Annotated in this window: 19 protein-coding genes; 16 read left to right on the top strand and 3 right to left on the bottom strand. The window is 36.7% G+C overall.

Annotated elements, in window-relative coordinates; all coding sequences use genetic code 11:
* Nucleotides 1-147: 147 nt before the first annotated feature.
* The gene (locus PSF67_RS11765) at nucleotides 148-732 is read left to right on the top strand and encodes a Spy/CpxP family protein refolding chaperone (RefSeq protein ID WP_195697907.1); all 585 of its coding nucleotides are present in this window, start codon (nucleotides 148-150) and stop codon (nucleotides 730-732) included.
* Between the two features lie 270 nt (nucleotides 733-1002).
* Here the strand turns inward: PSF67_RS11765 and PSF67_RS11760 are convergent, their stop codons facing one another.
* Together PSF67_RS11760 and PSF67_RS11755 are read right to left on the bottom strand one after the other, a co-directional pair.
* Nucleotides 1003-1974: a phage integrase gene (locus PSF67_RS11760; protein ID WP_102140487.1), complete on the bottom strand. Its 972-nt coding sequence runs from the start codon at nucleotides 1972-1974 to the stop codon at nucleotides 1003-1005.
* A 66-nt stretch (nucleotides 1975-2040) separates the two neighbouring features.
* Nucleotides 2041-2340 (bottom strand): helix-turn-helix transcriptional regulator, encoded by a 300-nt coding sequence (locus PSF67_RS11755; RefSeq protein WP_102140488.1) that lies wholly within the window; start codon nucleotides 2338-2340, stop codon nucleotides 2041-2043.
* A 122-nt stretch (nucleotides 2341-2462) separates the two neighbouring features.
* Here PSF67_RS11755 and PSF67_RS11750 point away from each other — a divergent pair, with 122 nt between their 5' ends.
* From PSF67_RS11750 to PSF67_RS11680, 15 genes are all read left to right on the top strand, one after another.
* The gene (locus PSF67_RS11750; protein WP_102140489.1) at nucleotides 2463-2753 is read left to right on the top strand and encodes a Cox family DNA-binding protein; all 291 of its coding nucleotides are present in this window, start codon (nucleotides 2463-2465) and stop codon (nucleotides 2751-2753) included.
* A gap of 1 nt (nucleotide 2754) precedes the next feature.
* Nucleotides 2755-2973: a hypothetical protein gene (locus PSF67_RS11745; protein ID WP_102140490.1), complete on the top strand. Its 219-nt coding sequence runs from the start codon at nucleotides 2755-2757 to the stop codon at nucleotides 2971-2973.
* Nucleotides 2974-2977: 4 nt separating this feature from the next.
* Nucleotides 2978-3139, top strand: a complete 162-nt coding sequence (locus PSF67_RS11740) for a TetR family transcriptional regulator (protein ID WP_272676962.1) — start codon at nucleotides 2978-2980, stop codon at nucleotides 3137-3139.
* Between the two features lie 15 nt (nucleotides 3140-3154).
* Nucleotides 3155-3466 (top strand): hypothetical protein, encoded by a 312-nt coding sequence (locus PSF67_RS11735; protein WP_102140492.1) that lies wholly within the window; start codon nucleotides 3155-3157, stop codon nucleotides 3464-3466.
* A gap of 16 nt (nucleotides 3467-3482) precedes the next feature.
* The gene (locus tag PSF67_RS11730; RefSeq protein ID WP_102140493.1) at nucleotides 3483-3902 is read left to right on the top strand and encodes a DUF5347 family protein; all 420 of its coding nucleotides are present in this window, start codon (nucleotides 3483-3485) and stop codon (nucleotides 3900-3902) included.
* 114 nt (nucleotides 3903-4016) lie between these two features.
* Nucleotides 4017-4274: a DUF2732 family protein gene (locus PSF67_RS11725; protein ID WP_272676961.1), complete on the top strand. Its 258-nt coding sequence runs from the start codon at nucleotides 4017-4019 to the stop codon at nucleotides 4272-4274.
* Nucleotides 4267-4488 carry a TraR/DksA family transcriptional regulator gene (locus PSF67_RS11720; protein ID WP_102140495.1) on the top strand — a complete coding sequence of 74 codons (222 nt, stop codon included), beginning with the start codon at nucleotides 4267-4269 and terminating at the stop codon, nucleotides 4486-4488. The genes PSF67_RS11725 and PSF67_RS11720 overlap by 8 nt, the downstream gene beginning before the upstream one ends.
* Nucleotides 4489-4490: 2 nt before the next feature.
* Entirely contained in the window at nucleotides 4491-4787 is a 297-nt protein-coding gene (locus PSF67_RS11715) for a DUF3850 domain-containing protein (protein WP_048606884.1), read from the top strand.
* A complete protein-coding gene (locus PSF67_RS11710; protein ID WP_102140496.1) occupies nucleotides 4780-5637 on the top strand; it encodes a DNA adenine methylase in 858 nt (285 codons plus the stop codon). Before PSF67_RS11715 ends, PSF67_RS11710 begins: the two co-directional genes overlap by 8 nt.
* Entirely contained in the window at nucleotides 5637-5960 is a 324-nt protein-coding gene (locus tag PSF67_RS11705) for a DUF5405 family protein (protein WP_102140497.1), read from the top strand. Before PSF67_RS11710 ends, PSF67_RS11705 begins: the two co-directional genes overlap by 1 nt.
* Nucleotides 5953-8349, top strand: coding sequence for a replication endonuclease (locus tag PSF67_RS11700; protein WP_272676960.1), 2397 nt, complete (start codon nucleotides 5953-5955; stop codon nucleotides 8347-8349). The genes PSF67_RS11705 and PSF67_RS11700 overlap by 8 nt, the downstream gene beginning before the upstream one ends.
* Nucleotides 8346-8582, top strand: a complete 237-nt coding sequence (locus tag PSF67_RS11695) for a hypothetical protein (RefSeq protein WP_272676959.1) — start codon at nucleotides 8346-8348, stop codon at nucleotides 8580-8582. The genes PSF67_RS11700 and PSF67_RS11695 overlap by 4 nt, the downstream gene beginning before the upstream one ends.
* Nucleotides 8569-8832: a hypothetical protein gene (locus tag PSF67_RS11690; protein ID WP_048606875.1), complete on the top strand. Its 264-nt coding sequence runs from the start codon at nucleotides 8569-8571 to the stop codon at nucleotides 8830-8832. The genes PSF67_RS11695 and PSF67_RS11690 overlap by 14 nt, the downstream gene beginning before the upstream one ends.
* 11 nt (nucleotides 8833-8843) lie before the next feature.
* A complete protein-coding gene (locus tag PSF67_RS11685; RefSeq protein ID WP_272676958.1) occupies nucleotides 8844-9536 on the top strand; it encodes a terminase large subunit domain-containing protein in 693 nt (230 codons plus the stop codon).
* 1 nt (nucleotide 9537) lies between these two features.
* Complete coding sequence (locus PSF67_RS11680; RefSeq protein ID WP_272676957.1) at nucleotides 9538-9762, top strand: hypothetical protein; 225 nt, start codon at nucleotides 9538-9540, stop codon at nucleotides 9760-9762.
* 44 nt (nucleotides 9763-9806) lie between these two features.
* Here PSF67_RS11680 and PSF67_RS11675 read toward each other — a convergent pair whose 3' ends face one another.
* Nucleotides 9807-11207, bottom strand: coding sequence for a KAP family P-loop NTPase fold protein (locus PSF67_RS11675; protein WP_272676956.1), 1401 nt, complete (start codon nucleotides 11205-11207; stop codon nucleotides 9807-9809).
* Between the last annotated feature and the right edge of the window lie 167 nt (nucleotides 11208-11374).

Raw genomic sequence — 11374 nt, 5'->3', positions numbered from 1 at the left:
TTAAGTCCTCCAACTGCCAAAATACGATAACAATCTGTACGATTCCATGACTTTACGTTCTTTTACATGCTCTGACGCTAGTTTGCAGCCACAGGTGTATATTTGTTCACATTGAATCACGAGCACAGTTCGGAGACAAGGTGTCAAATGCTGAGAACAACGCATAGCAAAGTACATAATACAGTACATAAAACCGCAATGTTAGTTTTAGCTTCTGCGTTTGTGTTCGGGCCAGCGGTTGCTTTTGCAGAAGAACCAAAAAGTGCTGCAAATGAAAGTTCAACACCTTTGATGTTACAGATGCAGTCTGGGCCAACAGCGCCAACGGGCCATGCGGTTGTGCCTTTCCAACATCATGAGTTATCTAGCAGTGAAGAACGTGCCAGTACCTTTATGTTTAATGGTATCACGTTAAATGAAAAACAGCGTCAGCAATTACGCGATTTAATGGCAACACAGCGCCATTATCATGTTGATAACACTGCTTTAGTTAAAGAACGTGAAGCACTGCACAAATTAATTATAGCGGATAGCTTTGATGACAAAGCGGTTCGTGAAGAGCTTGAAAAACGAATGCAAAAAGAATTGGAACAACGTGTTGAAATGGCTCGAATTCACCATGAATTGTACCAGTTATTAACGCCAGAACAGAAAACAGAGCTTGAACATATTCACCAACAAGAAATGCAGCAATACAAAATGTCGGAATTTCAAGCGATGCAGTTTCAGTAAGTTTAGTTGTTAGTACCCGTAGTAATGCAAGTTAGTTAGTTTCATATCCTGAGTTCCATAGTAAGTAGTGAAGTAGCAATAAGTGAAGTTTTTCCTTGCCATAGACACCATCCCTGTCTTTTATAGCCCCTGTTAGGGGCTTTTTTTTATCTCAAAAATAAATAAATCCTTTATTTATCAGTGTGATATTGTTTTCGTTAGGCGTCCATAAAAGTCACGAAAAATCATAAGTGTGGACAGTCCGTGGACACTTTGAACGCCTATTGATGCTTAAATACTAATACCCCCATTTAATGGATTTAAGGTAATAGCAAATTGCAAATAATCAGGGGCTAAGTGAGCATAAGCCATTGTTTGTTGAATATTGGCGTGACCTAATATTTGTTGCAGCGCAACAATATTGCCACCATTCATCATAAAGTGACTTGCGAAAGTATGCCTAAGAACGTGCGTAGCTTGACCGTCTGGCAAATCAGGTTTAACAGCTTTTAGTTTCAGCCTGAAACTTTCGTAATCAACATCAAACAATAAGCCGGTTTGCTTAGTTTTTATCTCCTTTTCTAATTCCTCAGAAATAGGAACTATGCGTGATTTCCCATTTTTAGTTTTTAGAAAAGTAACTCGCCCATTTTTTACTTGTTTACTCTGTAGTGTTGCTGCCTCTCCCCACCTTGCGCCTGTGCTCATACAAAATATTGCGATTTTCTTTTCTTCTGATGATAGCTGGGATAGCAATAAACTAATTTCATCATGAGTTAAGAAAGCCATTTCTGGTGGTGTTTCTTTGAGTGGTGGCAAGCCGTTAAGTGGATTATCTGCATTAAACACCTCAAGCTTTTTGAGTGTAGAAATCATGCCTGATAAACGATACATATCGCGATTAATAGTCGCCGCACTTGTTCCACTTAGTAACCTATCACTACGATGCTCAAGTAATACTTGTTTATTCAATCTGTTAATTGCGGGGTCACCAAGAAACTTAATTGTTTTTTTAAGTTGTCTTTTCTCTATCGAACCATTTTCAGTTGTTTGGCCATGATAAAGCCACCAAAGTTCCAATAGATCACTTAAAAGCCGCCTATCTGCTTTCGTTCCCGCTTTTTTAGCATTTGCCATTGTGTAACGTTCAAAGGCAATCGCTTCTGATTTTTTATCAAATGTTTTCCTGATCCGGTTTCCTTTCCGTCCAAGAGGTCTAATGTCCACCATATATCGACCATCATCGGTTTTTTTAATTGGCATATTGCAGCCCTCCGATGTGGCATATTGAATTGTTATCAATCCAATCAAGTAAATCAGTATGTATTGTTAGCCAGTTTTCCGATCTGAGCGGGGTAATGTTTGAACATCTTGCCCATCAGGGGAGAGAGTTGGACTAATTTGTCCTAACGCCTCGTTTGTTTTATCAGCCATTAACCACATGATATATTTTTCAAATCTGGGGTGAGTTGTTATTTTAGGTAGTGTCTTTCCACTAATTTCTTGTCTTCCAGTTTCATAAAATTTTTGCGTGCCTTCCGGAATACCTGTTAAAGAGCAAAAATCTGCACGAGTTAAGTTTTCAGCCTCTCTAATCATCCTGATTTTTTCACCTAATGATATTGACATGGTTGTACCTATTACCCTATTATCGATTGCAAGGGGTAGCAATTGCTACCGTGAAAGTGAAGTAAGGCTTATAATTGCCTAGGTAAGCGACTATAAGCATCCACAAGAGGGGATTATGCCATATGAGCGGTAAAGAATTAGAAAAGTATTTGCAAGTTCATTATCCAGTTGATGCGGTTCCTTATAAAAAATTCGCTGATTTAATAGGGAAAAGTGAAGCTGCGGTAAAAAACATGGTTGATAGAAACAAACTGCCATTGATTGTTTGGCAAAATCCAGACAGTGACGGGGATGTTAAAACGCGTGGTGAAAACTGGGTTTATATTCCTGAATTCAACCGCGCAATGCGTGATGCATTTTTGAATAGACCAAAAGAGCAAAGGGATGCATGGTTGCTTTGGGTGGGCTTGTAATATGAAAGCTGAACAAATCTCAACTCACAGTTTTAAATATCGTGGTTTTCTAATCGTTAAGTTACCGGCTAAAACGATGAATCCAGTAACCCGCTATCACGTTCAACGAAATGATGATTCATTCGGTTTATTTGATTCAATGAGTGATGCAAAGAAATATATAGATTCATTATTTGTAATTATCGATGAATTGCCATTCTATCCACTAATAAAGGGTTAATAAAATGACTCAATTACAATTTCAGCAACACAAACATAAATTAAAGAGTTCATCATTTAATGAACACAAACGAAATAAAAAACGCCAATTATCGTTAATGGATAAAATTTTAATGATTGGCGGTGTTTTATTCTTTTTATATTTATTCTCGGCAGCTATTAAATAATAGTGAGGGTTAAAAATGGAAATCAAAATAGAAATGTCAGAACCAAAAGAATTTAATAAAACAAAAACTGCATGCTCTGATGAGTTTAGTATTCTTAAAAGACTACGTGCGTTATCAGCAGCAAAGCATGATATTAAGCAAGATATTATATCCGTCATGAATAAAGCCATGGTTACATATGGTTTAAGTCCTCTAGATGTTGATTTTATTATCTGTGAGCTAAGTAGTGACATAAGAGAGGCTTGCAATGAAAGTGTATTGGGGACAAGAGGCAAAGGTATACACTGCATGAGTGATATTCCAATGGATGATAACATCCCATTTTAGGGGGTTGATATAGAACATGGGAACTACGGCAATTGAGTTAGTTAAAACAAAAAAGCTTATTGAATCACTCGATAATGTGAAAACTGATGATGTGCCAGTAAAGAATGTAACAACTAGGCACTACGAAAATCACGGTGACAGCTTAGAATATCGCGTGAATGAGTTGAATAAAGCTGCTCAATTAAGGACAACCGTTTTTCATTCAAATAAAGAATGTCCAGATAATAAAGAGCTTTCCGGATTTATTGAGTATCTAAGATTAAGTGATGAGAGAATGCTTAATATGATTCTTTATTTAGCCGAAATTAATAGTGATAAACATCATTTAGGTTTTGAAGAATTTAATAAAGAGGAAATGCAATCAATTATTTCAGCAATAAATCAAATTAAAGCACTTACGGCGCTATTCCCTAAACATATCGCCATGCCTATTTAAGGTAAAGAAACAAAATTAATGACGTTAGCGCGTCAGGGATTTTTACATTCTAAATTCGAGGTTTTGAGTATGAAAAATATAGAGAAAAGAAAAATAGTTATTAAAGGGCGAAGTATGGGTAAAACCACTGAGTTACCTTTAATCGGCTTTGACCCTGCGACAAAAGAGCGTGATTACTCCGCTGTTGTTATCAGTATTAAAGCTATTCGTGAAGATGAACGCAAAATTATGTATGACAAATTTTCATCTCGCTTTGATGCCATAGCCTGCAAGATTATCAACGAAAAGTTAAATGATGAACAAATTCACCAGTTATTAGTTGGTGAGTCTGAGCATTACTCAAATCTGGCTGCGGAGTTAGATCATGTCTAAAGAAATTGACCGCGCCAGTGACCACGAAATGCTCATGCGTGAGCAACAAATCAAAACCATTACTAATCGTTTAGTCAGTGTTTCCGCTTTTGAATGTGAAGACTGCGACAAGCCTATTTCAGAAGCACGCCGCATTGCATCACAGGGTTGCACTCGCTGCATTGATTGCCAAACGATTTTTGAGCTTAAAAGTAAACATTATCGGAGCGTGTGACGATGAAAAGAAAACATGAGCTCAAGCTAGCTCCTCATTACTTTCATCTCGTTCAAGATGGTTTGAAAACAGCCGAGTTTCGCCGTGCTGATAGAGATTTTCAGGTAGGTGATGAACTATTTTTACGTGAATTCAATTCAATCAATAGACCTTATGCCAGTTACACCGGCAATGCTATCTCATGTCTCATCACTGATATCACAAAAATTAATGAGGTTTACCCAGAGTTAAGGGCATTACCTCCTTTTGTGATGATTTCATTTTCAGTTATTCGAATTGAGGATAATTATCGTGGCTAAATCAAATAAAACTATCCTCAAGTGGGCTGGCTCTAAAGTTCGTATCATGGAGCAATTACGTCCACACTTACCAAAAACTAAACGCTTAGTTGAGCCGTTCGCTGGGTCATGTGCAGTGATGATGAATACTGACTATGAGCAGTATTTAATTGCTGATGCAAATATAGATTTGATTAGGCTTTATAAACAAGTAAAGGCGGATGATTTCGGGTTTGTTCCATCATTAATAGATTTTTTTATTCAAGGAAATGATGAAACATTATTTTATCAACGGCGAGAAATTTTCAATCGCCGTGATAAAGAGGCTGATGCTCAGCTATTTGAATCAATAGAAGATTATAATAAGGCAGTTGAACGCAATAAAGCAGGATTATTTTTATATCTCAATCGACATTGTTATAACGGGCTTTGTCGTTATAACTCAAAAGGCTACTTCAATGTACCATTTGGAAAATACAAAAAGCCGTATTTTCCTGAAAACGAAATTATTGCTTTTTATCATAAAGCCTATAGGGCTGAAATAGTAAATCTTGAGTGGCAAGATACACTTTCATTAGTTGAAGACAATGACGGCGTTTATTGCGACCCACCATACATGGGTAATAACTTTTCTCAATATCACACAGCCGGCTTTACCGATGCAGACCACGAAGCATTAGCAATAGCTCTAAAAGATATTAATGATATCCAAGGTAACCCGATCACCGTTTCTAATTCACCAGAAGCAAAGGCGCTTTATGCTGACCTAGGCTTTACTATCCATGAAATCGAAGCACCGCGCACCATTGCTGGTAATGGAAAGAGAATGCCGGCTAAAGAAATTATTGCTGTTTTAGCGGGGGTTAATTAATGATTCTCGACCCTAAAGACGGCGTATACATCAGCGGGACCGCTTTTGCTATTCAACGTCATGTTGACGAAGATTCTAAAGCGGTTCAATGGCGACTATTGCAAATCAATAAAATGGCTCGTTGCTATGAGTTGGTTTGTTGCCATTCAGATCCGTGGCTACTTGCGATTGAATTAACGTCTTATCATGTTAACCGTGTTAAAGGTAAAGGCATCAAATCATTAGATGTTTACCGTAAAACAGTTGATATCATTTCTCGCCGCTGTGAAACGGCCATCAACGCATTACGACCAGAAACATTAGGCGGGGCGCTTAATGTCTAAGGTATTAGATTTCACCACGTTACCGCTGACTTATACCGCGGATATGGCATTTCCTTATCCGTGGAATAAGCCAAAAGATAATGATTACTATAAATCTGATATAGAAAGACCGCTTACCCGTGAACAAATTGTTCAGGGGCAAGCGATTTTAAGTGATATTCAAACCTTGCCGCGTGTTCTGCGCTATCGCTATCAAAAACACTATGACAATTTATTAAAAGAAAGTGGGCTACGTAAAGCCTACGACTTTTTATATTACCGTTTCCATCAGCAGATATGGCAAAGATTGCTTGTTATCAATGCACGTTATGAAATTGAAACAAAAGCATTATTAACAATATCAACTCGTTTATCGCCTGATGTTAGCCAATATAACCGGTTGTTTGATTTGAATGATAAATCGGTGAAAAAGCTGGCTGAAATTATTGCTGTTGGTTTCTCTAATTTGTATGAAATCTATTGCGATAAGTTTACAGAACAGAATAACGGTGAGCGTGAAGTTATCTATCAAGATTCAATACAAACAGAAATTTACGCGCGTTTGGCTGAGTTGGTGAAAGGGCTACATGTTGCCCCGCTTCATTATAAAGCCTACTGCCGAGTTTTGAAAAATCGCAAAAAAGGCAAAGGTAAACAAAATCTAGAAATTAGAAAAGTAATAGCGGCTGTACAGCGCTTGGTTAATTCGGACTTTTGGTGTCGGAAGTTAAAAGCCCATCGCACTCAATGGCTAGAAGCTTTAATGATTGCCAATATGGATGTGTGCCAGAATCGCAATCCATACGCTAGTAAACAGGCTATTCGCGCAGTGCAAGCGCAGCGTTTGTCTAATATGCAATACCTACAAGGCATGGATATTCAGGATGTTGAAACCGGTGAACGCTTTGATCTGTTCGATAAAGTGATGGCGAGTGTTTCAAATCCTGAAATTCGCCGCATGGAACTTATGGCTCAAATGGCGGGGATTGAACGCGTAGCGAAAGAACGTGGTGATATTGGAATGTTTATCACTATGACTTGCCCGTCAAAATATCACCCAACAAAGCTACGTAAACGCAAAAAAGACGTGATCGCAGTACTTAACAGCAAATGGAAAAATGAGGCCTACACACCAAAGGACGGGCAACAGTACTTAGTCAAAGTTTGGTCGCGTATTCGTTCGGCATTTAATGACAATAACATTAATGTTTATGGTGTTCGGGTTGTCGAACCGCATCATGACGGTACACCACATTGGCACATGCTACTTTTTGTTGATAAGGCAAGCAGGGCTGATGCCATTGATATTATGCGCAAGCGTGCATTAAAAGAAGATGGTGACGAGGTCGGCGCACATAAATACCGTTTTGAATGTAAACACATGAACCGCGGTGGTGCAGTAGGCTATATCGCAAAATATATCGCTAAAAATATCGACGGTTACGCCCTTGATGGTGAGATAGACCACGAAACCGGTAAAGATTTAAAAAGTATGGCGGCGGCTGTTACTGCGTGGGCTTCAACTTGGCGTATACCACAATTTCATTTCTATAAACTCCCATCAAAAGGCGCTTATCGCGAATGTCGTCGGCTTCCGCGAGGCGTTTCTATTGCTGATCAACTAGGTGATGTTGCTGAACGAGTTCGCGCCGCTGCCGATGGTGGTGATTTCTTTGAATATGTTATGTCGCAAGGTGGCCCATGTATTCGCCGGAGTGAAGAAACAATACGTGTCGCTCGTGAGATCAGTGACGTAAATGTTTACGGTGAAGATGTTCAGAAAGTTGTTGGTATCTACAACCAATTAAAAGCCGGTGCCCCAGTTATTAAAACCCGCGACAGAAAGTATCAAATCGTCAAGAAAAGCGCCGTTGACGTTGACCTTAATCTTTTAAGAAGCGACAGCGGAGCGCCTCGGAGTCCTGTCAATAACTGTAGATCGCGGATCACATCCAATCTATCAGATGTGCAATTTTACGAGCCTGAGCACGGCTCAGGTGAAGTATGCAACATAAAGGAATACGGTTTCGCGTTTATAGAAACCGATGCTCAAAACGCCACTGAGAGCGAAATATTACAGAGAAATCAACAAAGGCAGATTTCAAACATTGAAGTAAGCGAGGTCGATAAGGAAATTCAGTCAGAAATTATCAATTTTGCCAACGAAGTAGGCATTAATTTCGATATTCCACAGATTGAAACCATGTTCATTAAAGGTTTAGGCGTGAGTGATGAGCTGCATTTTATAAAAATCGATGGGGAACGGTTGAGATTGAGCTTAAACGAGAGTGGGAAAGAGCTACAAAAAATGGAATTAAGGGTTCAAAAAGAAACCATTAGTGAAAAGTACAGGCAACGATATACCAATGCGTTAATGCGAATTAATAAGTTGAGAGAGGAAAACAAATGAGTGATGGAATAATTATTTCTTTAATCGTTTGGGGGATAGGTGCTTTGTTTTTTTGTGCATCCATTATTTGGCATTACAAAAGACAACCAGCCGATAGATTACCTATGTGGGCAACCATTCTGATTATTATTTTTTGGTTTGCTGCATTAATTATGGCGCTATTACTTCTATTAGCGTTATGGATTGACAATAAATATTTTACTAATGAGGATGATAATAATGAATATAGATAAAGTGATTATTAAATTAAATGAGTTAAATGAATTAGACCCAAAAGCAACCTACGAATTATTTAGTAGATATGTAGAAGTGAGTGAAAAACTAGCGCACTCAGACTGTTCTTTTGTATGTGGTAAAAAGGCAGATGTATTTGCTATGGGGTTACTGGGTGTCATTAATGGGCTAATTGATAATGGCGTAATTGCCGCTGATATTGATTTCAAAAATGAAAAAATAATTAATTTTGTTCGTTTTGATAAGTAGGAGCTTTTATCATGTTTAAAATAAATGTAACAAATGAATTATTAATAGAATTAGCCTATAAAATACATGTTGATTTAAATACTTGGCAAAAAAGATGGAGTCATAACCAGTTCCATCGAAATAGAGTGCTGGAAAAGGCAAGACAGATAGGTTCATCATGGTATTTCTCATTAGAGGCACTAAATGACGCCTGTTTAACTGGAAGAAATAAAATATTTATTGGCGATGCCTTGACTATTCAAGCCGAAATTAAATATCTGTGTTATCACGCGAATCAACATAGAGTTGATGTTTTAGTTGATCACTTTGAAGAAAACAACCGGTTAATGATTCAGTTAAATAATGGCGCAAAAATTTATTTTATTTCTACAAAGTGCCCTGCTGTTGCCAATATTGTAGGGGATGTATATGTCCCTGAATGGTCGTGGAATAGCAGACCATCAAACGTTCTATTTTTAGCAAAAGGCATAGCGAATCACAACAAATGGCGTAGAACATTTTATTCCACTCGTTCTAGGTTAGATCCTGCAAGCCAGCAAGGTATAGTTAATTGCATTAATGAAAAAGCGTTTATTGATAGGGTTAATTTATTTGAGTCAACACTTGATAAGGTATGGATTATCAAAAAAATGAAAGAGGAGGCTGAAAAGTACCACCCTGATGCTTTCGGTGAAATGTTTCTCTGTAAATTCAACGGGGGTTGACATGTTAGGCTATCAACCCAAAAAGCAACACCAAGAACTTTTAGCCAGTGCCAAAAGAAAAGAGTTAATGAATTTCATAAATCAAGTTGATAATTTAATAATAAAAGAGGAACTCAAGGTTATTGAGGTATTACGGTGTTTCGGTATTATTCTGGCTAAACATCAGGCACTTGATGAAATGACACTGACAGAAATCGAAGTCAATTTACCACCGAAGAAGCCATAAAATAAAAAAAGCCGTGTAATAACGGCTTAATTTTTATCTTAATATTAAGATAAATCGACATATTCCATGTTTTCACTTAATTTTTCAAATACATGAACCTTCCAATTATTTATTGTATAACGCTCATATGCCTCCGAGGTGTTTACGATATTTCGTAGCTCATCTTCGATTGGTCTCAATCTACTCGTATTGATGTGAGTTTTATTTTTCTCAAATAAAGCAGTTAATGTAGCATCATCACAATAATGATAATCTATTAGAGCATGCAAATTGCTACAAATATTATTAGTATCACCACTCAGCATTAATTCTTTTTTAAATTCATCATTATATTTTTCTTTATGTAAAAAACCAGTCATTAAATCAATGCTTTTGACACGAGAAAATATTAATATCGATATTGCATAGCTCTCAAAAAGTTTTAATTTACCGCTATCTTCACTAGAGTAACACAATTTATACAAAGATACACACCGTTCCGCCTCTCTTAGTGATAGACTACTGCATGCTAACAAGTAAGATAAACTCCTATTTATATGTTGGTTTTTAATATATATACCTATATATTTAGAGAATATATCAAATAAATAATTAGAGTTTTCATCCAGATTTGAGCCAGTAACTCGAATAGTTTTTAGAATAGGCAATTTGAACCACATGTGTATAAATTTATTTAGATATATTGAAGTATTAATATTGCCATAAGTTAACTTTATGGTTTCTTCAAATTGACTTCTATTCATAACCAATAAAAAGCAAAAACCTCTTACATCAAAGAGGTGCTTTACCTTTTCAATTATTCCTAATGAAAAATCGGGTTTTGCTCTATCTAGCTCATCAATGATAAATAATGTTTTTTTCCCTGTTGAAGTATATATACTCTCTAATACACTTTTAAAGCTTTCTATTTCATTAGCTTCTTTACTTGCACCTTCAATTTTTTCCTCAATAAATTTTTCTAAAGGTTCTGATAGTGCATCTGTCACTGTATCTTTTATCTGATCATATACTTCATTAGAAATTAATTTAGATGATAGTAAACTTACAACAGCCTTTGGTGTATGTTTTAGCATACTTAATGCAACAGCTTTACTTACTTTAAGAAAATTATCTTTAAAACCTTCATTATTTTCTTCTAATTGAATCATTGAATATATAGAGGCTAACATTGCTAATAGTGGGTCTGACTGGTAATCATTTTTGAATGCATCAAAGTAAATAACATTAATATTATCAGATTCATATTTTTTTACTTCACCAACAACCATTTTTACAAATGATGTTTTCCCATTCCCCCATTCATCATCAAGACCTAGAACTATACTATCATCGGAAGACATTGATACTATATTTTTAATTTGCTTATATAATTTTTTTCTTCCAAAAATATCATTTTCAGGTGTAAAGCCTTCATCAAAATTAGGTTGTATAGGTAATAAGCTCACAATAAAATTCCTTTTTGTTTGTATCAAAATATAGTTCTAAGAACATAAATATATGTCAAATTATATTTGTGTCAAATTCGCAATTTCCCGCCCAAATCCGCAAGATCAAAAAAGGATCGTTATCTGTGCGAAGCGCCACCACTGGCGCGGTTCAGACGATCTCTTAC

It is taken from the genome of Providencia sp. PROV076 (assembly GCF_028483405.1).
Taxonomy (GTDB): Bacteria; Pseudomonadota; Gammaproteobacteria; order Enterobacterales; family Enterobacteriaceae; genus Providencia; species Providencia huaxiensis.
Note: the sequence above shows the minus strand (reverse complement) of the source record. Positions and strands in the feature narration are given on the sequence as shown.

Coding starts and splice junctions, on each gene's coding strand:
- PSF67_RS11765 (WP_195697907.1), top strand. CDS start 148: ATGCTGAGAACAACGCATAGCAAAGTACATAATACAGTACATAAAACC.
- PSF67_RS11760 (WP_102140487.1), bottom strand. CDS start 1,974: ATGCCAATTAAAAAAACCGATGATGGTCGATATATGGTGGACATTAGA.
- PSF67_RS11755 (WP_102140488.1), bottom strand. CDS start 2,340: ATGTCAATATCATTAGGTGAAAAAATCAGGATGATTAGAGAGGCTGAA.
- PSF67_RS11750 (WP_102140489.1), top strand. CDS start 2,463: ATGAGCGGTAAAGAATTAGAAAAGTATTTGCAAGTTCATTATCCAGTT.
- PSF67_RS11745 (WP_102140490.1), top strand. CDS start 2,755: ATGAAAGCTGAACAAATCTCAACTCACAGTTTTAAATATCGTGGTTTT.
- PSF67_RS11740 (WP_272676962.1), top strand. CDS start 2,978: ATGACTCAATTACAATTTCAGCAACACAAACATAAATTAAAGAGTTCA.
- PSF67_RS11735 (WP_102140492.1), top strand. CDS start 3,155: ATGGAAATCAAAATAGAAATGTCAGAACCAAAAGAATTTAATAAAACA.
- PSF67_RS11730 (WP_102140493.1), top strand. CDS start 3,483: ATGGGAACTACGGCAATTGAGTTAGTTAAAACAAAAAAGCTTATTGAA.
- PSF67_RS11725 (WP_272676961.1), top strand. CDS start 4,017: ATGGGTAAAACCACTGAGTTACCTTTAATCGGCTTTGACCCTGCGACA.
- PSF67_RS11720 (WP_102140495.1), top strand. CDS start 4,267: ATGTCTAAAGAAATTGACCGCGCCAGTGACCACGAAATGCTCATGCGT.
- PSF67_RS11715 (WP_048606884.1), top strand. CDS start 4,491: ATGAAAAGAAAACATGAGCTCAAGCTAGCTCCTCATTACTTTCATCTC.
- PSF67_RS11705 (WP_102140497.1), top strand. CDS start 5,637: ATGATTCTCGACCCTAAAGACGGCGTATACATCAGCGGGACCGCTTTT.
- PSF67_RS11700 (WP_272676960.1), top strand. CDS start 5,953: ATGTCTAAGGTATTAGATTTCACCACGTTACCGCTGACTTATACCGCG.
- PSF67_RS11695 (WP_272676959.1), top strand. CDS start 8,346: ATGAGTGATGGAATAATTATTTCTTTAATCGTTTGGGGGATAGGTGCT.
- PSF67_RS11690 (WP_048606875.1), top strand. CDS start 8,569: ATGAATATAGATAAAGTGATTATTAAATTAAATGAGTTAAATGAATTA.
- PSF67_RS11685 (WP_272676958.1), top strand. CDS start 8,844: ATGTTTAAAATAAATGTAACAAATGAATTATTAATAGAATTAGCCTAT.
- PSF67_RS11680 (WP_272676957.1), top strand. CDS start 9,538: ATGTTAGGCTATCAACCCAAAAAGCAACACCAAGAACTTTTAGCCAGT.